General features: G+C 65.9%; 17 protein-coding genes. 7 read left to right on the top strand and 10 right to left on the bottom strand.

All coding sequences use genetic code 11. The annotated features are described in order from the left end of the window. The first annotated feature begins 7 nt into the window (after positions 1–7). The 3 genes from fliH (at position 8) to fliJ (ending at position 2,708) form a co-directional block, all read left to right on the top strand. Entirely contained in the window at positions 8–763 is a 756-nt protein-coding gene (fliH, locus tag CJ010_RS08010) for a flagellar assembly protein FliH (protein ID WP_141017549.1), read from the top strand. Then, a complete protein-coding gene (fliI, locus tag CJ010_RS08005; RefSeq protein ID WP_141017548.1) occupies positions 763–2,169 on the top strand; it encodes a flagellar protein export ATPase FliI in 1,407 nt (468 codons plus the stop codon). Before fliH ends, fliI begins: the two co-directional genes overlap by 1 nt. An 86-nt stretch (positions 2,170–2,255) precedes the next feature. Then, positions 2,256–2,708, top strand: coding sequence for a flagellar export protein FliJ (gene fliJ, locus CJ010_RS08000; protein WP_141017547.1), 453 nt, complete (start codon positions 2,256–2,258; stop codon positions 2,706–2,708). On the opposite strand, the gene tssG is transcribed toward fliJ, so the two are convergent. From tssG to CJ010_RS07955, 9 genes are all read right to left on the bottom strand, one after another. Further along, entirely contained in the window at positions 2,705–3,751 is a 1,047-nt protein-coding gene (gene tssG, locus CJ010_RS07995) for a type VI secretion system baseplate subunit TssG (RefSeq protein WP_141017546.1), read from the bottom strand. The genes fliJ and tssG overlap by 4 nt on opposite strands. Next, positions 3,715–5,577 (bottom strand): type VI secretion system baseplate subunit TssF, encoded by a 1,863-nt coding sequence (gene tssF, locus CJ010_RS07990; RefSeq protein WP_141017545.1) that lies wholly within the window; start codon positions 5,575–5,577, stop codon positions 3,715–3,717. Before tssF ends, tssG begins: the two co-directional genes overlap by 37 nt. A gap of 23 nt (positions 5,578–5,600) precedes the next feature. Beyond that, positions 5,601–8,330 (bottom strand): type VI secretion system Vgr family protein, encoded by a 2,730-nt coding sequence (locus CJ010_RS07985; protein WP_141017544.1) that lies wholly within the window; start codon positions 8,328–8,330, stop codon positions 5,601–5,603. A gap of 61 nt (positions 8,331–8,391) precedes the next feature. Further along, a complete protein-coding gene (locus CJ010_RS07980) occupies positions 8,392–8,886 on the bottom strand; it encodes an OmpA family protein (protein WP_168224919.1) in 495 nt (164 codons plus the stop codon). After that, complete coding sequence (locus CJ010_RS07975; RefSeq protein WP_141017542.1) at positions 8,883–9,380, bottom strand: type VI secretion system tube protein Hcp; 498 nt, start codon at positions 9,378–9,380, stop codon at positions 8,883–8,885. Before CJ010_RS07975 ends, CJ010_RS07980 begins: the two co-directional genes overlap by 4 nt. Positions 9,381–9,435: 55 nt before the next feature. After that, entirely contained in the window at positions 9,436–10,929 is a 1,494-nt protein-coding gene (gene tssC / locus CJ010_RS07970) for a type VI secretion system contractile sheath large subunit (RefSeq protein ID WP_141017541.1), read from the bottom strand. Further along, positions 10,926–11,441: a type VI secretion system contractile sheath small subunit gene (gene tssB / locus CJ010_RS07965; RefSeq protein WP_141017540.1), complete on the bottom strand. Its 516-nt coding sequence runs from the start codon at positions 11,439–11,441 to the stop codon at positions 10,926–10,928. The genes tssC and tssB overlap by 4 nt, the downstream gene beginning before the upstream one ends. Positions 11,442–11,512: 71 nt before the next feature. Continuing rightward, positions 11,513–15,172, bottom strand: coding sequence for a type VI secretion protein IcmF/TssM N-terminal domain-containing protein (locus CJ010_RS07960; protein WP_141017539.1), 3,660 nt, complete (start codon positions 15,170–15,172; stop codon positions 11,513–11,515). Continuing rightward, positions 15,169–15,942 (bottom strand): M15 family metallopeptidase, encoded by a 774-nt coding sequence (locus CJ010_RS07955; RefSeq protein ID WP_141017538.1) that lies wholly within the window; start codon positions 15,940–15,942, stop codon positions 15,169–15,171. Before CJ010_RS07955 ends, CJ010_RS07960 begins: the two co-directional genes overlap by 4 nt. Positions 15,943–16,014: 72 nt before the next feature. Between CJ010_RS07955 and tssJ the strand changes: the two genes are divergently transcribed. The 4 genes from tssJ to tssE all read left to right on the top strand — a co-directional run bounded on the left by tssJ (position 16,015) and on the right by tssE (position 19,215). Further along, positions 16,015–16,662 carry a type VI secretion system lipoprotein TssJ gene (tssJ, locus tag CJ010_RS07950; protein ID WP_168224918.1) on the top strand — a complete coding sequence of 216 codons (648 nt, stop codon included), beginning with the start codon at positions 16,015–16,017 and terminating at the stop codon, positions 16,660–16,662. A 12-nt stretch (positions 16,663–16,674) separates the two neighbouring features. Next, entirely contained in the window at positions 16,675–18,024 is a 1,350-nt protein-coding gene (gene tssK / locus CJ010_RS07945) for a type VI secretion system baseplate subunit TssK (protein ID WP_141017536.1), read from the top strand. 61 nt (positions 18,025–18,085) lie between these two features. After that, the gene (gene icmH, locus CJ010_RS07940; protein ID WP_205754914.1) at positions 18,086–18,745 is read left to right on the top strand and encodes a type IVB secretion system protein IcmH/DotU; all 660 of its coding nucleotides are present in this window, start codon (positions 18,086–18,088) and stop codon (positions 18,743–18,745) included. Positions 18,746–18,768: 23 nt separating this feature from the next. Beyond that, complete coding sequence (gene tssE, locus CJ010_RS07935; RefSeq protein WP_141017534.1) at positions 18,769–19,215, top strand: type VI secretion system baseplate subunit TssE; 447 nt, start codon at positions 18,769–18,771, stop codon at positions 19,213–19,215. A 7-nt stretch (positions 19,216–19,222) separates the two neighbouring features. On the opposite strand, the gene tldD is transcribed toward tssE, so the two are convergent. Continuing rightward, positions 19,223–20,668: a metalloprotease TldD gene (gene tldD / locus CJ010_RS07930; RefSeq protein ID WP_141017533.1), complete on the bottom strand. Its 1,446-nt coding sequence runs from the start codon at positions 20,666–20,668 to the stop codon at positions 19,223–19,225. Between the last annotated feature and the right edge of the window lie 15 nt (positions 20,669–20,683).

The following is a 20,683-nucleotide window of genomic DNA, read 5'->3' as shown; positions in this document are numbered from 1 at the left end:
GCGCCCGATGAGCATCTCGCGTCACCAAGCCGTCGGCGCCTACCGGCCATGGGCCCCGCCCGCCTTCGACGGCAACGACGAAACCGCACCGCCGCAGGAAGAGCAGGCGCCGCTTGCGCAGGAGGCCGCGCCGGTGCCCGAGCCCGCCCCGGACATCGATCCGGCCTTGCTGGCCGGTCTGAACAACCTGCCCACCGCGGAAGAGCTCGAGCGCATGCACGAGGACGCGCGCGCCGCGGGACATGCCGAAGGCTATGCCGCCGGCCAGCAGGCGGGCCAGGAAGCCGGCCACGAGCAGGGCTTTCGCCAGGGCTACGAAGAAGGCAGGACGCTCGCCGAGCAGCAGGCGGCCCGCCTCGCTGAACTCGCCGGCAATCTCGACCAGGCGCTCACCCAGCTCGACGCCGAAGTCGCCGAGGAACTGATGGCACTCGCCATCGAAATCGCCCGCCAGATGGTGCAGCACACACTCCTGGAGCGGCCGGACAGCGTGGTCGAGACGGTGCGCGCCGCGCTCGGCCAGTTGCCGCACAACCACGCGCAGATCCGTGTGCATCCGGAAGATGCCGCGCTGGTGCGCGAACACCTCGGCGACCAGATCGCCCACGCCGGCCAGCGCCTGGTGGAAGACAGCACGCTCAGTCGCGGCGGCTGCCGCATCGATTCGGCCGGCGCGCAGATCGACGCCACCATGGAGACGCGCTGGCGGCGCATCCTGGAAAACCTCGGCCGCCACAACGCGCAGTGGGACGAGGCCCCCTGATGGACCGCCACGGCGCCCTGTGGCGAGCCTTCCTGCAAGATGGCCGCAGCCTGGTCGAAGCATCCAACCCCTTCCAGTACGCGGGCCGGCTGACGCGCATCAACGGCCTGGTGATGGAAGCCTCCGGCTTGCGCCTGCCGCTCGGCTCCGGCTGCCAGATCGCGGTACCGGGCAGCGGTGCGGTGGAAGCCGAAGTGGTCGGCTTCAACGGCGAAAAGCTCTACATGATGCCGACCGACGACGTGTTCGGCCTGGCCCCGGGCGCCCAGGTGCTGCCGATGGAGAACACCGTGCCGCGGCTGGTGCCCGGCAAACGCCTGGGCCCGCGCCGGCGTGCCTCGGACCGCGCCAAGCACCTGCCGGTGGGCAATGCCATGCTCGGCCGCGTGGTCGACGGCGCCGGCCGCCCGCTCGACGGGCTCGGCCCGCTCAACACCCAGGAAACCCGCTCACTGCAGGGCCGTGCGGTGAATCCGCTCAACCGTGCGCCGATCGCCCAGCCGCTCGACGTCGGCATCCGCGCGATCAACAGCCTGCTCACCGTCGGCCGCGGCCAACGCCTCGGCCTCTTCGCCGGCTCAGGCGTCGGCAAGTCGGTGCTGATCGGGATGATGGCGCGCTTCACCTCGGCGGACATCATCGTCGTCGGCCTGATCGGCGAACGGGGCCGCGAAGTGAAGGAGTTCATCGAGCACAACCTCGGCGCCGAGGGCCGCAAACGTTCGGTGGTGGTCGCCGCGCCGGCCGACAACAGCCCGCTGATGCGGCTGCAAGGTGCCGCCTACGCCACCACCATCGCCGAGTATTTCCGCGACCAGGGCAAGCAGGTGCTGCTGATCATGGATTCGCTCACCCGCTACGCCATGGCGCAGCGCGAGATCGCACTCGCCATCGGCGAGCCGCCGGTCACCCGCGGCTACCCGCCGTCGGTGTTCGCGCGCTTGCCGGCTCTGGTGGAACGCGCCGGCAACGGCCCCGACGGCGGCGGTTCGATCACCGCGTTCTATACGGTGCTCGCCGAGGGCGACGACCAGCAGGATCCGATTGCGGACTCGGCCCGCGCCATCCTCGACGGCCACTTCGTGCTCTCGCGCAGTCTCGCCGACCAGGGCCACTACCCTGCGATCGACATCGAGCAGTCGATCTCGCGTGCCATGCACACGCTGGTCGACAACGCCCACTTCGACTTGGTCCGCCGCTTCAAGCAGCTCTTCTCGCGCTACCAGCGCTCGCGCGACCTCATCGCCGTCGGCGCCTACCAACCGGGCGCCGAGCCACTGCTCGACCTGGCGGTGGCGCTGTACCCGCGTCTGGAGGCCTTCCTGCAGCAGCGTGTCGATGAGCGCGAACCCTATGAGAGCGCGGTGATGAAACTCGCCCAGCTGTTTGCCGCGGGCGGCGGCTGAAGGCCCGCCACCGGCTGACAGATAACCGCCACAACTGCCGCCGGCAGGCGTAAAATGCGCGCCGTTCCCGTAACGACAAACGCATCATGACCGGGAAATTCCCCCTGCAACCCCTGCTCGACCTTGCCAACACGCGCATGGACGAAGCCGCGCGCCGGCTTGGCGAGCTGATCGCATCCCAACGCGACGGCCAGCAGAAGCTCGAGATGCTGCAGGGTTACCGCGACGAATACCACGCCCGCTTCGTCGAAGCCGCCCGCAACGGCATCGGCCCCGACGCCTGGCGCAACTTCAGCGCTTTCATCGGCAAGCTGGACGACGCCATCGCCGCCCAGCGCCGGGTGGTGGAACAATCACGCGACCGCACCGCGCAGGGCCAGGAGGTGTGGCTGGCACAGCGCAACCGGGTCAAGGCCTTCGACACCCTGTCGCAGCGCCACCAGGCCGGGGTGGCCAAGCAGGACGCCAAGCGCGAGCAGAAACTGAGCGACGAGCACACCGCCCGCCGCTATGCAGGCGGCACCAAGGACGACAGCTAGGCGAGCAGCGCGTAACGCAGATCGTCGGCATCAGCACCATCCTGTCGCGAGCAGCACCAGGCATCTCCCCCCAGAACCGGGGCGCCCTCCTCCATCAGCCGGGCGGGCCGGACATCGCGGGCGTCGAGTACCACGGTCAGATCGCAAGCAAGCGCATGTCCGAAGGCGAAGCGCAGCAGGTCGCGCAACAGTTCGGCGCGGCTGCCCCCCGGCAGCAGGCGGTCGAACAACGGTCGTCGCACCGGACCGATCCGCAGTCCCATCTTCCCCTGCCGGTCCCACGCACGATCGCCGCAGAATGCGCCACTGCCCAGTTCGCATGCGCCCACGCCGAGGCGGGAGCGCTCCTGCGGCGACAGCGCGATCCAGTTGCCGACAAAGGATGTCAGCTCGAGCTCGACGCCCAGCACCCCACGCAGCACCGTCGCCAGCGCATCGGCCGACAGCGGCTTCTGCGACAGCAGGCCGGCGTAGCGCAGCACGACCGATAGGCTCAGCCCGCGCTCGGCCCCCCTTGCAAGACTTGCCCTCAAGGCAGGCGAGCCGAGTCCGCAGACTGCGAGCAGCTGCGCCGCAAAGTCGTCGTCCCCGCCCGCTTCGGCGACCAGCCAAGGTCTGTATTTGCGCCATGCGGCATGGAACAAGGCCACGATGCGGTGATTGAAGACGTCGAGAAAAGCGTGGCTGGCGGCGTCGCGCCCATGCAGCCGCCGATCGGACAGCAGCTCGGTGTAGGCGGTGGGGAGCACGCCGCTCGGACCGGTCAATCCGATGAAACTGACCGTCAGTTCCGCCGGCGCTGCCGCCTGATGTTCCGCGACCGCAGCAGGCTCGCCCCGGAAACCGGCTACCTCGCTTGCCGGAAAGGCCAGCGACACGCTCGTGCGAAAGCGCAGCGCCGGCGGCAGGTAGTCCCGCCGCGCCGGGATGTCGGGCTGAGCCAGGGCCAACAGCCGCACGGCCTGGAAAAAGCCGAACTGGCAGGGCTCCTGCGCCAGTTCCCTGTTCAGATCACGACGGCTTCGCCCGAGCGCGGTGCCCATTCGACCACGGTCTCCTCGTTCTGCAACGTCCTGTATCGCAGGCGGACGAAGCTGTTGGGCGCGCAGTACAGCGCGAAGAAGCGCTCCAGCACCCCTGCAAACAGATAGGTACTGCCGCCGACGTAACACTCTTCGTCCAGCGTCAGCTCGATATCCGTGCCACGGACCCAGCTCGCAAAATCGGGGCCTGCCAGCCTTGCCACCGACGGTGCGCTGCGGACGGCACGGATGCCGTCGATCTGCCGCCGGACAGCCTGCCTGTCAGTCGGGTTATAGAGCGCCAGCAAGGCGCGCAACGCCGCACCGTCGCCGTCCGCAATCGACAGGTGGTTCAGCGACAGGTGGGACACCAGCTGCCACTGCCAGCCGGCCCGGTCCGGCGGTCTCACGCTGAGCGTCGGCTTGCGCAACAGGCGTACGCGGCGAACCATCGCCTGCCCCGGCAGAGAGAAGTCTGTGTGCGACCCGCTTTCGCTCCCGCCGAAGGGCAGGCGCTCCGGCAGGTCGCGGTTGCTGCAGAGCAGTTCGACGCTGAGGGTCTCGGCGGCCGGACGCGATGGCGAGTAGGAGCCGTCGACCAGATGAAGCTCGACGTCGGTGCCACGGTCGCCCGCTCGCGTTGCCCGCTCGCGCCCGGCACGCCATCGCAACGAGGAAGTCGACTCGCCCCGCCCATCGCCATCGACGGCGTAGAGCGGCAGGACGTCGCGCACGACAGTCGTGTCGCTCCCCCTTTCGATGCACTGCACCCGTCCGATCCGGACCACCTCGTAGGCCTGCGGCGCACGCGCATCGGCCATCACCGGGTAGGCCGTGCGGCGGTGGGTGAGCCGTATCGGCTCCGCCGCCTGTCGAAAGAGATTCACCACCGGCGTGCACCCCAGGCGCAGATGCCGGGCGTCCAGCTGTTCGAGCAAGCGCAGGTGGCGCCCGTTCGCCGGAAAGTGGCGGAACAGGCACTGGATCACCAGCCTGCCACCGACGATATCGGCCGAGACCTTGCCCAGCCCTTCGAAGTCGAGAAAGAGAAACTTTTCCGGGAAGCTGAAGTATTCGCTCAGCAAGCGATAACCGAGAAACGAACGGTCATCGTAATCGAGCAGGCCATCCTCGCGAGCGAACCCGACCGGCCGCACGGCACCGGGCGCAAGCATCGACAGCCGGCCTGCCTCAACCCCACCGCCACCGGCCCTGACTTCGAGGTCGTCGGCCAGCAGCAACTGGTACAGCAGGTGCATCAGGGCGGGTTCGCCATCGAGGAAAAAGCGCAGGGATTGCAGGCCGATGGAGGCGAGCGGCAGAGCACCGTGCGTCTCCAGGGTCAGCGTGAGCACCGCGGCCGCCCGCGGCGCGATAGCCGCGAGGCGGGGCTGCGCACTGGTGAGTTCGATGCCTGCCGCAACGAGCGACAGCGGATAGAGTTGTACCGGGTAGCAGGTCCGGAAGCGGCAGACGATCTGATCCACCGCCGGCGTCAGGACGGTCTGGTGAGGCTCGACGACATGGCCCCGGCTCAGTTCCGGTCGGTCCGGATCGGCTTCGAACTGGACGATGCTGGCCGCCGGGATGGGCTGCAACAGATGCGGATACAAGGCATCGAGAAAGTCCCCGGTAATCTCGGGGAACTCGTCGTCGATCTTGCGGTGGATGCGGGCGGTCAGAAAGGCGAAGGCCTCGATCAGGCGCTCGACATGCGGATCCTCGCATTGGTCGCCATCGAGTTGCAGCCTCCCGGCAATCCGCGGGAAGCGCCGGGCAAACTCGCCGGAAAGCTCACGCAGATAGCCGAGTTCACGCTCGTAATGCGGCAGCAATGCTTCAAACACGTCGGGTCTCCGGTCGTCGCCAGTCAGGCATCGAAGATGCGGATGCGAGCCAGCTGCATCGCATCGGCAACAAGCAGTTCGGTCCTGCCCTCGCTATCCGACACGCCACTGATCACGCGGCCGTCCTTGAGCGTGATCTCGTACCGCCGCTCGGCCGCCGCCTGGCGGACGCTTGCGTCGGCATGCGGATAGAACAGCTGGAAGCGCTGATCGACGCTGCCCTTGTCGAACGCAGGTAGATCGACGGCATCGGTGGCCGGTCCGCTCATCGACTGGCGTGCGGCCTTGACTGCGACCACCGCCTCGGTACCGAGGGTGATGCCGCCGCCAATTCGGATGAAAGAACCGTCCCCGGCAACCAGGCGTATGGTCGGTGCGCTGACGACGACCTCGCCAGTGGTCGCCGACACACGCACATTGCGCTCCGCCTCCGCGACCAGATCGCCGTGCTGCGCCTGCATCAGATACTGCCCCTGGTGAGCGATCGCCCTGACGTCGCCCGATTGCGCGAACAAGCTCAGACCGGCACCGGCATTCACGCCCACCTGCTCGCCGGCGGTCAATTGCAGATGCTGGGCGGCCGCCAGATCCTGGTTCAGTCCGGCGTAACTCAGGATGTTCTGCGGCGTGGCCAAGGCCAGGCCTTCCGGTGCTGTCACGCAGATCGCCGGCTTGCCGCCGCCCTGCCCGCTCCTGTCGAGATTGCTGCCCGCGTCCCACGCTTTCAACCCCTCGATCAGCGTCTCCATTGGCCCCCCATCGCCGGCCAGTGCCTGGTGGCGTTCGGCATACTCGGCCAGCGAACGGCAAGCCTGACGGCATTGCTCCAACAGATCGAGGAGTTCGCCGCGAGCCAGTTGCCCCTCTTTCCCCGCCACCCGACCATAGGCGCTGAACAGCATGCCCTGCGCGCTGCGCAGCGCGATCGCGGCATCGGTCCTCAACTCCGCACCTTCGCCACGCGGCTCCGCCTTGCCGTCGGTCCGCGGATGGACCAGATAGCCGAGATTGAGCTGGCTTGCCGCATGGTCGCTGCTCAAGCGCGTGCGCAACTGGCCTGCGGTATCGTCGAACAGCAGCTCGTTGTAGCCGCTCCCCTTCATCTCCTGCGACTTGATGCCTGACAAGGCCTTGTTGGCGGGCAACTGCCCCCGCCCCGAGAAATGCACGGGTCGATGCGATCCGTTGCCGAGCACGCCAACCACCACCGGTCTGTCGATGTCACCGTCGAGGAAATCCACCAGGACCTCCTGTCCTATCCGCGGCACGAACTGATGCCCCCATTGGGTGCCGGCACTCGGATAGCTGACCCTCAGCCAGCAGGACGACCGCTCGTCGAACACAGCCCCTCCATCCGCGTGATCGCGTTCGCGCTGCCAGTGGAACTGGACCTTGATGCGACCGTATTCGTCGGTATGTATCGCCTCGCCGGCCGGCCCTACCACAGTGGCCGTCTGGGGCCCGCGCGCGGTCGGGCGGGCATGCGCCGTACCACGGTAGTCCGGTGGCAGTGCAATACCGCGCCGTTGCGCCTCGAAGCTCACCCGGCAAGGCATCTCGGGCGCGCCATTCGACGCAGCAACCCCCGACAGAGGCTCGCCGGACAAAGCGCCGGCCAGGCCGGGCAGGTTATTCGCCACGCGGAGGTGCAGTCCGGTGACGACGAATTCGTGCTGCGCGGATGGATCTGCCCCGAGCTCCGGATGATCCACCAGTTCGAACCAGCGGCCAGCCTGGAGGGTCCGGACTGCTCCCTCGCCATGGAAGACCTTCTTGTCGCGGTCGTGCGCCTGCTGCCGCAGGCGGGCATAGTGCGCCAGCTCGGCTGAATCGCTTGCATAGTAGGCTACCTGGGGATCGTAGTCCTCCAGCGTCGCTTCGATGCCGTCCGCCTCGCCCGCCTGCCTGCCGCCGTGTTCGCTCACCTGCAATGTAGCCACCGGTTTGTAGTCGAAACTCGCCAGCCCGCTGCTCCCGCTACCCAGGCGGCGCGCACCCTGCCATACGGTCAGTCCGTCCGCGGCTTCGCTGATGTCGGTGCGGTGGAAGCGGACCTGCCGACCGATGCAGGGCGGCAGATCGCCTGCGTCATCGAACAACACCCAGGCCACGCGCGGCACAGAGTCGTCTTCCTCGTTGCCGGCGATATGCTCGTAACGCCATGCGATACCCTCCTCGGTCAGCAGGCGTTCCATGAAGGCCAGTTCGGACTCTCGATACTGGACACAGTAGGAGCGCGCCGGGTAGGTCTTGCGCAACTCCACGCGCAGTTCGAAACAGGCAGCGATCGCCGGGCTTTCCTGCCGCCTTTCCTGTACGAGCCGATCGATAATCTCCGGCACCGAACAGGCCTGAAAGATCCGGCTGCCATGGCGATGCCGAAGCAGCGCGAGTGGCGCTTCGACCTGCAGTTCATAAGCGGCAAAGCCACCGTCTCCCCCCAATGCCCGGGCACGCGTCACCAGCCCGCAGCGCAGGATCGATTCGCTCTCACTCGTCACCAAACCCAGGCACGCGGGCTGCCCCACAAACTGTTTCAGCGGCAAACCCGCCTGCGGCGAAAGGCAGCGTATCCACAGGGTATATCCCCCGGAAAGCTGCTCCTCGATTTCGGCATACTGGGGAAGGAGCCGCGTCGACCACAGCTCGGAAGCACCGAGTCGGAGCGACAGCAGCCTGCCGTGCTGACTGAACGCAGAGGCGAAAGGTGCCAGGAGATCGGCAAGCGGGTCCATCTTCGAGATTTGATTCACGCCAGTTATCGTTCAAGCCGGGCAGCGGCTGCGCTCGACTGGCGCAACCGCTGCCCCTCGCTCAGTTGAGCCTCAGGACCGCTGCGTGCAGGCCGTCTTCGGTGCTGTAGCGGACACGGATCTTCGCCGCCGGCACGCCCTCCTGCACCAGCACCGTGCGTACCGCAAGAGCGCGGGCGATTGCCGCCTCCTTGGCATTTCCGACCATGGTGCGATCGCAGGAGCCGCGTATGACAATGTTCCGCGCGGTACGCGCTTGTCCCGCCAGGCCCGCCAAGCGCAGCTTGTCGCTGTCGGCAAGGGCAACGCTCATGGTGTCGAACTTGAAGGTATGGCTGCCATTGGCCAACTGCTCCGGCTCCGCCCGCTGCGCCGGCGCGGCCTCGACCCGTGGTTCGACACGCGGACTCTCCGCAACCGGCTCCGGCAACGGCGGCGTACTCGAGCACGCCGCGAGCGCCAGCACGGACACCAGCATGCCCAGTCGGCCGGAGTTCAGCCACCGCGGTCGCCCGACGCCGACCTCCGCTTTCAGCTCGCCGGCAGCCACGTTCATGCGACCACCTTGTTGGCGGTCAGGTCCCAGCCGGCGCTGATGTTGCCGCCACCAGCCCCATCCTCCCGCTTCTGCCGGGTATAGATCCATTTGATGCGGCCGTAGCTGAACGAAACCTTCTCATGCGGGAAGCCACTTTCGTTGGCCGCCCCGCCCGGCATCACCCTGGACACGACGACCTGCTCCAGCTTGATTTCCATGTACTTCAACTTGTCGCCACCGGCGCGGCACAACTCCAGCGTGACCTCCTTGATGTGCTTGCCGGTGCAGCAGGCCTCATAGATCTTGGGACTGGCCTGGTCAATGAGGTGGGTTACATCGAAGGTGTCGTGATTGACGCGCTCGGCGGTCGCGCCGCCCACCGAACTCGCGGTTGCCGAGGCCGGCTGCTCCATGTTGTGAGCGAAGGAGAGGATCTCTATCCAGTCCTTGTGCCCGTCGTCCGTACTTTCTCCCGGGATGCCCTCGATCTTGAGGAAGGCGTCGAATGCCATTGCCAGTCTCCAGCCATGATGCAGTTGATGAAAAGGGGGAACCGCCAGAACCACCCTAGCGCGCCGGCGCGGGCAGCTCGGCGACGAGCCGCAGCGAGATGGTCAGCTCGTCGAGTTGGAAATGCGGGCGCAGGAAGGCCACCGCACGGTAGGCACCAGGACGCCCCGCCACCTCCACCACCTCGACGCGCGCCTCGCGCAGCGGATATTTCGACTTCGCCTCCTGCGTCGCCGAGTCGTCGAGCAGGACGTACTGCGCCAGCCAGGTATTGAGGTAGTCCTGGACGCTCTGGCGCGAAGCGAAGCTGCCGATCTTGTCGCGCATGATCGACTTCAGGTAGTGCGCGATGCGGGATACAGCAAAGATGTACGGCAGTTGCGCCGACAGGCGCGCGTTCGCATTGGCCGCGTCGGTGTTGTAGCTTCGCGGTTTCTGGGTCGACTGCCCGCTGAAGAACGCCGCATAGTCGCTGTTCTTGCAGTGCGTCAGGGCGATGAAGCCCAGGTCCGACAGCAGCTTCTCGTTCCGGTCGGTCACCGAGAGTTCGGTCGGGCACTTCAGCGCGATCTCGCCGTCGTCGGTGGTGAAGGTATGTACCGGCAGGTCTTCGACCAGGCCTCCGCCTTCGACCCCACGTATCGCAGCGAGCCAGCCGAACTGTGCGAACGCGCTGGTCAGCCTGCTGGCGTACGCGTAGGCGGCGTTGGTCCACAAATACTTGCCGTGATCGCTACCGTCGACGTCCTCTTCGAAGTTGAAGGCCTCGACCGGCTGGGTGGCGCGGCCGTACGGGAGACGCCCCAGCACATGGGGCAGAACGAGCCCGACATAGCGGGCGTCCTCCGACGCCCTGAAGGATTTCCACTTCACGTATTCGACCGTCTCGAACACCCGCGAAAGATCACGCGGCTTGCCGAGATCCGCGAAGCTCTCGAGGCCGAACATGCCCGGCGCCGCCGAAGCAATGAAAGGCGCATGGGCGGCGGCAGCGACATGGGAAATCTCTTCGAGCAGGAAGAGGTCCTCCGGGTGGCGCGAGAACTCGAAGTCCCCCACCAAGGCGGCAAAGGGGGAGCCGCCGAAGGTGCCGTACTCTTCCTCGTAGACCTTGCGGAACAGCGCACTCTGGTCGAACTCGGAGGCATGCCGAAAATCCTTGATCAGATCCCGCTTCGACGCATTGAGCATCTTGATCTTCAGCATCGGGCCGGTCTCGCTGGCGTCGACGAGATACTTCAGGCCACGCCACGCAGCTTCGAGATGCTGGAAATCCGGCAAGTGCATGATCTCGTTGAGCTGTGCGGAGATCATGGCGTCCAGCTCGGCGATACGGGCGTCGACGCAGGCGGCAAGATCGCCCGACATCGGCACGGTGCCGGCCATGACCTGATCGACCAGTTCCCCGATCAGATCCCGCGTCCTGTCCCGCTCCTGTTCATCAGCAACGATGCGGCTGCGCTCGATCAGGGCGTCGAGCAGGGAGCCGGTGCGCGCGGGTTCAGCCCCGGCGTGCCCGCTGCCAGCCAACAGTTGGCCATCAGGGCTCATTGCTCCCCCCCGCGACGTACGCTCAACTCGCCGTCCAACGTTTCCAGCAGTGTCCGATCCCCGACCGCATCGTTGAGCAGTTCCTCGAGCCGGTCATTCCCCACCATCTTGTTGCGAAGCTCGGCCAGGCGCTGACGCGCCTCGAGCAGGAGTCGGAGCGGCTCCACCTGACGCACGACCTTGTGTGGCTCGAAATCCGACATGCACCGGAACTCCAGTTCGACAGGAAGCAATCCGCCCTCGTCCGACAAGCGATTACGCGCCTGCAGCGCAAGGCGCGGTGCCACCGCCTGCAACACGTCGTCGAAGTTGTCGCGGTCGATGCCAACGAATTTGCGTTCCTTCAGCTTCGGCAAGGGCTCGTGCGGATGTCCGGAGTAATCGCCGACAACGCCGAGCACGAAGGGCAGCTCCTTGGTCTCGATCGCATCACCGACTTCGACGTCGTAAGTGATCTGCACCCGCGGCGGGCGCACGCGGGACAGCTTCTTCTGGGTACTTTCTCGAACCATGTTCAAGCTCTCATGAAAGACATCGGGAACAGAGACAATGCATGCAGCTGTCGGCCTCGAGGGCAATCGGCTCAGCGCACGATGCGCTCCGGCAGCGCCAGGCCTCGCAAGCCGGCGAGCTGGACGGGACTGGCACCGCTCACCATGCGGAAATTCAGGCGGACCGGAACGACAGCTTCGCCATTTCGGGCTTGCCATTCGAGTTGCGTGACGCCACTGTCCCGGCTGCTGGTACGCGCGCCCGCGAGCAAGCGCACAAGCCCCATCCGCCCTGGATGGCTGGCGGCCACCGAGGCCGCGCCAGCAAAATCGACCGTGCGGACGAGCGCCCCTTCGGAACCGCTCGCGCCCGGCCAGACAAATGCCTGCCAGGTCTGGGCGCCATTGCGATAGCGCAACTTCTGCCCATCGATTTCGAGCACGATTTCGCTGAGACCGGGCGTAGGTTCCGGCTGCAATTCGTAACGCCCGCCGTCGCCTTCGCGGGGAAAGCTCGCACCAAACGCAAACAGACGCTCTGCTCCCGCGACAAACCCGGGATGCAGCTGCAGGCCTTGACCGCCCCAGGTCCGCGGAAGCAGTTGGTTGCCGCGGCGGCTGACATATCCGTCAAGACGCTGAGCGACGAATTGGTCGAGTGCTCCGCCCACCCGAACAAAGGCGGAGATGTCAGCGTGCAGGGCTTCGTTCGGCATATCGCTGAACGGGTACTTATCGGAGAGGTTGCGCCATTGCGGAAGTACCTCGCGCTGCCAAGCGAGGTTGATGTGCTGCTCGGCCAACGGAAGAAGTGCGGAAAAGGCCTGGTTCAGCGGACGAACGAGCAGCGGCCGCAGTACCGCCTTGGATGCCGGATCGGCCAGATCCAGCACGCTGCCCTCGACATGGAGCAGGGTCGCGGAGAACTCGGACCCGCCACCCTCCAGCGTCGCCTTGACGAGACGGCCGGCACTTTCCGACTCGGCGCTGCTGTTCGCGATGGTGAGGAGTTGCCCCCGCAGTGCGACAAGATGAGCGAGATAGGCGGCAAGTTGAGGCGACGGCTCGCCCCCTTGATCGACAAGGGCGCGCAGCCTCGCAAACGGTCGGCTTTCCTGGCCCGGCTTGGGCGAAGCGGGGTTGGTCGCTTCCTGGCCCCGAACCAGCCTGCTCGCTCTCTGCAGCACGACAGTTGCAACAGAAGCGTCGTCCTGGCTAGCGACATCCCGCGGGAACCCGTCGAATTGAGCCGCAACGGCCTGCAACAGTGGCGGCAGCGGCGAGTGTTCACCATCCGCGAGCCGGCCGAGAATATCGATCGCCTCATCGAGACTCACACGCTCCTCGACGCGGATGCTCGACAGGAAGCGCAGCCAGGCATCCTCGTAATCGCGGCGATAAAGCGCCTCGAGCGCCTCGCGGTCAAACACCGTGGCGGTTTCTGCGCCCAGGTTTCCAACCGGCCCGTCGAGCACCCAGTCCTCACCCGCCACGACCGTTGCGCCCGCATCCGCTGCGGCGGCAGTCTTTACGTAGCTTTCATAGGCCTCCCGTGTGTAGAAGCCGGGTACCGTCTCGTTCGCAACCAGGGGCGCAGCGCTTCGGCTGCCGAGCAGGCGGGCCAGGGAGACGGGCTCGAAGCGTGCAGAAGCCCCGGTCTTCAGCGCACGATATGCACGTTCGTGCGCCGGCAGCTCGCCTAGGCCGGACCTCAAGGACTGACGGACTCCTGCGACCAACTGCGGGTCGTTGTCGATCACCGGTATATCAGGCGTGGCGCGCTGGGCAACATAGAACGCGACCAAAGCCTGGGCCGGCTGCGCGACCTCCTGCATGGACGCACGGCCCCGGTGCTCCTCGAGCCACCCCCGCCAGTGGCGCGGCAACTGGTCGCTCAAGTGGGCGTCCTCCATCCTTGCCCGGTTGCCGAGCATCAGATAGGTCTTGAGTGCCTGGTAGTCACGCTCGGCAACCGACGCCTTATCGACCGTCTTCCTCGTTGCCCGCCGGTCGGGCACGAACGCCGCGACCCGGTCCTCGGCATCGACGACCACGTCTCCCAGCGGAATGATGGGAAGGCCGCCGTCGCCGTCCCGATCACGCTGCCAGCTGAAGCCCTGGAGCCCTTGCCGACCACCGTCGCGTGACGGCGCGCTGCGCCCCGCCGCACGCAGCGTGTTTCTCAACGCCACGCCCACCGGATCGAGCATGAGTGTGCGCAACTGCGAAAAATACTGGTCACGCAGGCTCCCCGTGACCCGATCGCCCTGATAGAGCCCCAGGCCAAGACGCCAGGGCCGGCCTTCGCGCAACCGTTCCAGCTGTTCCAGCCTGGTCTGCAAGCGCAGCAGGCGCTCAAGCCGTTCGGTCAAGGGCGCTTCATCCGGAGGGATGGCACCAGCCGCCGCCGCGGCCAGTTCATCCAGCAGTACCCGGTTGCCCAGGTAGGAACGAGTCAGGCCGGCAACGCAGAGGCAGGTGACAGCCAGCGAGGCGATCATGGCGGCGATCCGCCAGCCCAGCAGGCGAGCCGGCAAGGCAGCGAGGAAATGCCGATCGGGCAGGATGACTTGATCGAAGATGGCGCGCAGCGACACGCACACCCGAGATGTTCCAGTTGGCTCGGCGAGTGGATGAAGCTCCAGGCCGAAGCGATCCGATACCGCGCGTGCGACACGTGGCACGGGCCGCCCAGCCGGAATGGCGCTCGAGAAATACACCCCTCGCAAGCGGGGATCGAGATGATACGGATTGGGCTCGCACAGCAGCCGGACATAGTCCGACAATGGCGCCGTTACGGCCTCGAACTCCACGGGAAAACCGAAGGCCGCCTGCTGCGCGGCCGGCGCCGCGCCATCCGTCAGTTTCCCGTCGCGCAAACGCCGCAGTTCCTGGCACAAGCCTGCAAACGACTTCTCCAGGCGCAGCGTAAGCCCCTCCTCGGCTGCAAGAGCAAGGCTGACACCGAGTACTCGTGGCAAGAACGGATCGTCGCTCCCTCCGAAGAAGCTGCCGAAGCCGTCCAGCAGATCGAGTTTGGTGACGAGCAGATAGACCGGGGGACGCATGCCCAGGCCATCGGCCATTTCGTCCAGGCATGCACGCATCTGCAGCGCGTGCGAGCGACGCCGCTCCTGATCGCCGTCGAGTAGCTCCGCAAGGCTGATCGCCAACAGCACGCCATTCAGAGGTTCGCGCGGACGACTGCGCCTGAGCAGGCGCCAGAAGCCCCGCCACTCTGCCCGCGGGCCCGGTTCGACGGTGTCGAAGCCACAGGTGTCGAGAAAGACCGCTTCGGTGGAGAAGAGCCAGTTGCAGGAACCATCGGTGCCTGAGGCTGATTCGCGTGCGTCACGACCGACCGGAAAACTGAACCCGCCCTGCCGGATGACGCTGCTCTTGCCGGCACCGCGGGCGCCAAGCACCAGATACCACGGCAACTCATACAGGGCCGCAGTCCGCTGCGCTCTGCCCAGCCTGGACTGCTTGATGACAGCCAGCGCCTGCATCAATCCCTGCCGCAAGCCGAGCGCGTCGGAAGCTTGCGGAGCCGCAGCCCGAAGCCGGAACCAGCGCCAAGCCATCAACACAGATGCCACCGCCAGCCCTGCGACCATTGCTGCGACCGCCCAGGCAAGCTTCCCCTCGAACTCTCCAACGGACATGGCGGACAGGAGAAAACCGGCGAGCGCCACCAATGCCAGCAATGCGGCGGCAGCCACCGAAGCGCGGACAGCATGCGTGATATTCATCCGCGGACCTCCCGCGAGGTCGGCACTGCCAGCTCGACATGACCGTAGTCGCGCAGCGTCCACCGACCGCCCCAGGTCAGACCAGCGGCTTCCGCCTCCTCCCCCAAGGCCTGGTAAGCGCCAAGGGCTTCTTCGCTATCTGCAGAGACGAGGACACGCCCTGCGGAGATCGGAGCCAGGTCTGCGGCAAGACCGAACTGGTGACGGCTTTGCCAGGCGCCGGCGTAGGTCACACGCACCGGCATGGCCAGCAGTTGCTCCTGCCGTTCGGGCGTGCGATAGCCTTCGATCAATTGAAAGCGATATCCACGCCGTCCCAGCCGGTCGATCACCCGTTCCAGCCGATCGCGGAAAACGGGTTCCAGCCGGTTCCAGTCGCGATCGGCCGTTGCGGCACCGTGCCCGGAATCAATCGCGACGACCGCGGATGCAGTGGCGGCCGTGCCGGAAAGATCTCCCAGAAATGCCGAATGGACAGCCAGCCTCGACGAACTCGACGGCTCCGCCACCACCGGCACGGCCGCCGTCCATGCACAGCCGGCGCTGGCAACAATCGCCAGCGCCGCCGCGAGCGGCCACGCAAGCGTCACCTGCCCGGGCTCAGCCAGAACCCGTAGTCGAGCCGGTTTGCACTGCCGGTCTTCACACTTTCCGCGACTGACTGCCGGCACGACAAACCCACGACCGCACATCAACGCCCCGGTCGAGGCCAGGGCGATGAACGTGAAGATTAGAAGCGGAGGCAACCACCAGTGGTCTGCAGGGAACATGCTAGAAGCGCGTCATGTATATGTCATTTACATGCTAACATGACATTCAAGTTTTCCTGCAAGCCCTCGAAAATGGATCACACCGACCACGACGCACACCTGGCTCCCAGCATCGCGCCACCAGCATCGACGAGCCACGGCCACCGCTTTCCCCGCTTCGGTTTCGCTGTCGTCTCCGCACGCGGCAAACACAACCGCACGCTCTTCCTTGCACTGGCGGTCACTCTGGCAATTGCCGGCTGTGGCACGCCACGCCCTCCCCTGTTCCAAGCGCAGGCCACGCAGCACGTCAATCGCGATGTCAGCGGCGCACCGCTGTCCGTTGTCGTCCGGGCCTACCAACTATCCGACCGACAAGCATTCGATCGGCTCGGCCTCGACAGCATTGCCGGCGGCAAACCGGAGGCCGATGCCCTGGGCGAGCAGTTGCTGACGCTGCACGAATGGGTGCTGACCCCGGGTGGATCGATCGAAACAGCTTTGCCCCTCGCGCCACACGCGCGTTACGTCGGCCTGATCGGCTTCTTCGTTCAACCCGACGCCCAACGCTGGCGCCTGCTGGCCGACGCGACCGCGATCAGGAGATACGGCCTGCGTATCGAGGCACGAGACTGCCACCTGGTCATGACGAGCCCGGCGCCGCTGGCCATTCCCGGCCAGTCCGCCGATCACCAGATGGACTGCGGCAAGCCGGCGCCACACACGGCCGCCAGCCGCTGAGGAGAAACCGAAATGTCCAGGGCCAAGCGCATCCTTTGGGGCGAGGGCATGTTTCTCCGCCCTCAGCATTTTCAGCAGCAGGCGCTCTATGAAGAGCAACAGCGAGCCCATCTGGCCAACGCGGTTCGGCGTCACGGCTGGGGACTGGCGGGAATCGAGTTTGACGACGCGGCCTTGAAATGCGGGCAAGTCCGACTCGACCGACTGTCGATACGCTTTCGCGACGGCACCAGCCTCGTGGCACCCGGCCTCGACCCCTTGCCGGTTTCAAGAGAACTCAACGAAATCCCGACCTGCGGCACGCGAACCACCTTGTACGCCTGCCTCCCCGACCTGCGGGCCTACGGCGGCAACGTCCTTCGTGAGAGTTCTCCGCCCGGTAAAACCGAACGCTACGCCAGGCACACCGGCAGTGTTGCCGACCTCTACACCACCGCACTTGAGACTGAACTCATCTGCCTGCACCTGAACGTGCAGTTGCGCGTTGCCGAAGAGAACCGCGACGGCTTCGACGCCTTGCCGGTCGCCTGTCTGCTCAAGGACGGCAGCGGCCACTGGCAAATCGACGAAAGCTACCTTCCACCGATGACGGAACTGGGCGCATCGCCCTTACTGACACGCCTGTTACGCCGCCTGCTCGACATCCTCGCCGCGAAGTGCGCTGCACTGACGGCCCTGCACCGCGAACGAACAGCCCACGTGATGGAATACACGACGAGCGATATCGCATCGTTCTGGCTGCTGCACACGGTCAACCGGAACCATGCCCGGCTGCGCCATCTACACGCCACCTCGCCTGTCCATCCGGAGGAGCTCTACATGGCTCTGGCCGAGCTTTGCGGCGAACTGCTCACCTTCTCCCGCACAGAGGTGGTCGCCGACCTGCCGGCCTATCGACACGACGACCTTGCGGCCACTTTCCTTCCACTCGATGAACGGATCCGGGACCTGCTCGATACCGTGATCTCCAGTCGCTACGTGGCAATTCCGCTGAACAGCGCCAAGCCGAGTTTTCACATCGGCCATCTGGACAGCGACCGTCTGGTCGACGGCGTCGACTTCTACCTGTCGGTGCAGACCGAGTTGCCGCTGGCAACGGTCATCGAGTCCATACCTTACAAGCTGAAGGTCGGTGCACCCGACGATGTCGACAAGATCCTGAATTCGGCGGTACGCGGCGTCGCCCTCGCCCATGCGACGCAGACGCCGTCTTCCATCCCGGTACGGGTCGGAAACCACTACTTCGCCCTGGAACCTCATGGTGAAATCTACCAGCGCATGCTCCAGGCGCGGTCGATCTGCATCTACGTTCCACAGACCCTGGCTGCAGTGAAACTCGAGCTGCTTGCGGTATTCCGTTGAGCGGGTATCAGGCATGACGGCAGGACAAATGAACCCATCGCATACAGAAGCCGCACTTCGCATGGCACCAGCCGCGCCACCGACGCTGCTCGACCTGCTCGAAGAAGGCGTCCACCTCATTCTGCTGCTGCGCAACGGCAATGCGCCCCGCAACAGCGCCCACTTCAACGACCAACTGGACAGCTATTTACAGTGCTATGTCAGCCGGGCACGTACGCAGGGCAAGGCGGACGAGGCAATAGAACATGCCCGCTACGCCTTCTGCGCAGTGCTGGACGAACTCATCCTGTCGTCCAACTTCGCGATCCGGGGTGAGTGGGAGCGGATGCCCTTGCAACTCCGCCTGTTCGGCGAACACCTGGCCGGCGAGGGCTTCTTCGAGCGCCTCGCCCACCTGCGTCTGGCGCCAAGCGAGAACCTCGAGGTACTCGAACTCTTCCACATGGCGCTGCAACTGGGATTTCGAGGCCGCTACCTGCTCGAAGAGCGCGACAAGCTGGATTACCTGAAACGCGGGCTCAGGGACGAGATCGGACGTCTGCGAGGAGAACCGCACCAGGCCGTCGCCCACTGGCGCTTGCCGGACAGCCCCGCCGCTCCCTCGCGACGGGGCTTGCCCCTCCGACTCTACCTTGCGCTTTTGCTGGCGGCGACGGCGGCATTCTTCGGCACTTATCGGTGGTTGCTCGGCCGACAGGTCAGCACACTTTTCGGCCTCTGAGCAGAACGCTCCGGATCAGCCCCATGCCTTCCCTGCTCGACCGCCTGATGGATGACGACCTCGCCCCCGGAACAAGCCGGCCCGCTCCCTTGGCCAGCCAACTGAGGGCAGCACTCGCGCGCGATCTGGAAGCCCTCCTCAACACGCGGCGTGCAGACAACCGGGCCGGGTTCAGCAGCTATCCGCGCGCTGCCGACTCCATCCTCACCTTCGGCCTGCCCGAAACACACGGCCTCGGCCTGCAGACGCCGTCCGACAGGATGCAGCTGGCGGAAAAGCTCAGGCGGGCGATAGTGCGCCACGAGCCGCGTCTAAGGCAGGTTCAGGTCAGCGTATTACCAACACGGGATGGCGATCACCCTATCCGGCTGCGGATCGATGCGGAACTCCGCCAGGTGTCGGCGCGCACGCCGGTCAGCTTCGACGCAACCCTGAAGCTGTCGTCGAATGCTTACCGGGTGCGCGGCTGAATACGGCTCAGGCGGTGCCGCCCACCGTCAGGCCATCGACGCGCAGCGTCGGCTGGCCGACGCCCACCGGAACGCTCTGGCCGTCCTTGCCACAGGTGCCCACGCCCGGATCGAGCGCCATGTCGTTGCCTATCATGCTCACGCGGGTAAGCACATCCGGGCCGTTGCCGATCAGGGTCGCCCCCTTGACCGGGCGCGTGACCTTGCCATTCTCGATCAGGTAGGCCTCGGCGGTGGAAAACACGAACTTGCCCGAGGTGATGTCCACCTGGCCACCGCCGAAATTCACCGCGTAGAGCCCCTTCTTCACCGACTTGATGATTTCCTCGGGTGCCTTGTCGCCGTTGAGCATGTAGGTATTGGTCATGCGCGGCAGCGGCAGGTGGGCGTAGGACTCTCGCCGGCCATTGCCGGTCGGCGCCATGCCCATCAGCCGCGCGTTCATGGTGTCCTGCATGTAGCCGGTGAGGATGCCGTCTTCGATCAACACCGTGCGCTCGGTCGGATTGCCTTCGTCGTCGATGCTGAGCGAGCCGCGGCGGTCGGGGATGGTGCCGTCGTCGACCACAGTGACACCCTTGGCCGCGACCTGCTGGCCAAGCCGGCCAGAGAAGGCCGAGCTGCCCTTGCGGTTGAAGTCGCCTTCCAGACCGTGACCAATGGCCTCATGCAGCAGGATGCCCGGCCAGCCCGCACCCAGAACCACCGACATGGTGCCGGCCGGTGCCGGGCCAGCAGCAAGATTGACGCTCGCCTGGTGGACTGCTGCACGGGCGTAGTCGCGCAGGCGCTCGTCGCTGAAAAAGCCGTAGTCGTAACGGCCGCCGCCACCGGCGCTGCCCTGTTCGCGGTGGCCGTTCTCTTCCATGATCACGGTGATCGACACCCGCACCAACGGCCGCACGTCGGCCGCCATGTGGCCGTCGTTGCGCGCCACCAGGACCACCTCCCAGGAGCCGGCGATGTGCGCCATTACCTGGGTAACGCGCGGATCCTCGGCGCGGGCAAAGCCTTCGAGGCGTTCGAGCAGCTTCACCTTCGCAGTGTCTTCGAGCGAATCCAGCGGATCGTCGGCCCGGTACAGGCGGATGCGCGACTTCTTCGGCTCGATCGCAACGCTGCGCCGGCTGCCGGCCTCGGCAATCGCGCGGGTGGCGGTCGCGGCGCCGATCAGCGCATCGATGGAAATATCGTCCGAGTAGGCGAAGGCGGTCTTCTCGCCGCTGATCGCGCGCACGCCAACGCCCTGCTCGATGTCGAAGCTGCCGGACTTGACGATGCCCTCTTCCAGGCTCCAGGCCTCGGCGCGGTGGTACTGGAAGTAGAGATCAGCGTAATCGATGCGATGACGCATCAATTTGCGGAACACCTTTTCCAGCTCTTCGCCGCCCAGTTGGTAAGGGGCAAGCAGGTACTGGTCGGCGATCTTGAGGGGATTGGTGGATTTGCTCATGTGAGGTCCAGTTCT

It is taken from the genome of Azoarcus sp. DD4 (assembly GCF_006496635.1).
Taxonomy (GTDB): Bacteria; Pseudomonadota; Gammaproteobacteria; order Burkholderiales; family Rhodocyclaceae; genus Azoarcus.
Note: the sequence above shows the minus strand (reverse complement) of the source record. Positions and strands in the feature narration are given on the sequence as shown.

Excerpts from the sequence above, each read along its gene's own strand:
- fliH (WP_141017549.1), top strand. The coding sequence starts at position 8 with ATGAGCATCTCGCGTCACCAAGCCGTCGGCGCCTACCGGCCATGGGCC.
- fliI (WP_141017548.1), top strand. The coding sequence starts at position 763 with ATGGACCGCCACGGCGCCCTGTGGCGAGCCTTCCTGCAAGATGGCCGC.
- fliJ (WP_141017547.1), top strand. The coding sequence starts at position 2,256 with ATGACCGGGAAATTCCCCCTGCAACCCCTGCTCGACCTTGCCAACACG.
- tssG (WP_141017546.1), bottom strand. The coding sequence starts at position 3,751 with ATGGGCACCGCGCTCGGGCGAAGCCGTCGTGATCTGAACAGGGAACTG.
- CJ010_RS07980 (WP_168224919.1), bottom strand. The coding sequence starts at position 8,886 with ATGAACGTGGCTGCCGGCGAGCTGAAAGCGGAGGTCGGCGTCGGGCGA.
- CJ010_RS07975 (WP_141017542.1), bottom strand. The coding sequence starts at position 9,380 with ATGGCATTCGACGCCTTCCTCAAGATCGAGGGCATCCCGGGAGAAAGT.
- tssC (WP_141017541.1), bottom strand. The coding sequence starts at position 10,929 with ATGAGCCCTGATGGCCAACTGTTGGCTGGCAGCGGGCACGCCGGGGCT.
- tssB (WP_141017540.1), bottom strand. The coding sequence starts at position 11,441 with ATGGTTCGAGAAAGTACCCAGAAGAAGCTGTCCCGCGTGCGCCCGCCG.
- CJ010_RS07960 (WP_141017539.1), bottom strand. The coding sequence starts at position 15,172 with ATGAATATCACGCATGCTGTCCGCGCTTCGGTGGCTGCCGCCGCATTG.
- CJ010_RS07955 (WP_141017538.1), bottom strand. The coding sequence starts at position 15,942 with ATGTTCCCTGCAGACCACTGGTGGTTGCCTCCGCTTCTAATCTTCACG.
- tssJ (WP_168224918.1), top strand. The coding sequence starts at position 16,015 with ATGGATCACACCGACCACGACGCACACCTGGCTCCCAGCATCGCGCCA.
- tssK (WP_141017536.1), top strand. The coding sequence starts at position 16,675 with ATGTCCAGGGCCAAGCGCATCCTTTGGGGCGAGGGCATGTTTCTCCGC.
- icmH (WP_205754914.1), top strand. The coding sequence starts at position 18,086 with ATGGCACCAGCCGCGCCACCGACGCTGCTCGACCTGCTCGAAGAAGGC.
- tssE (WP_141017534.1), top strand. The coding sequence starts at position 18,769 with ATGCCTTCCCTGCTCGACCGCCTGATGGATGACGACCTCGCCCCCGGA.
- tldD (WP_141017533.1), bottom strand. The coding sequence starts at position 20,668 with ATGAGCAAATCCACCAATCCCCTCAAGATCGCCGACCAGTACCTGCTT.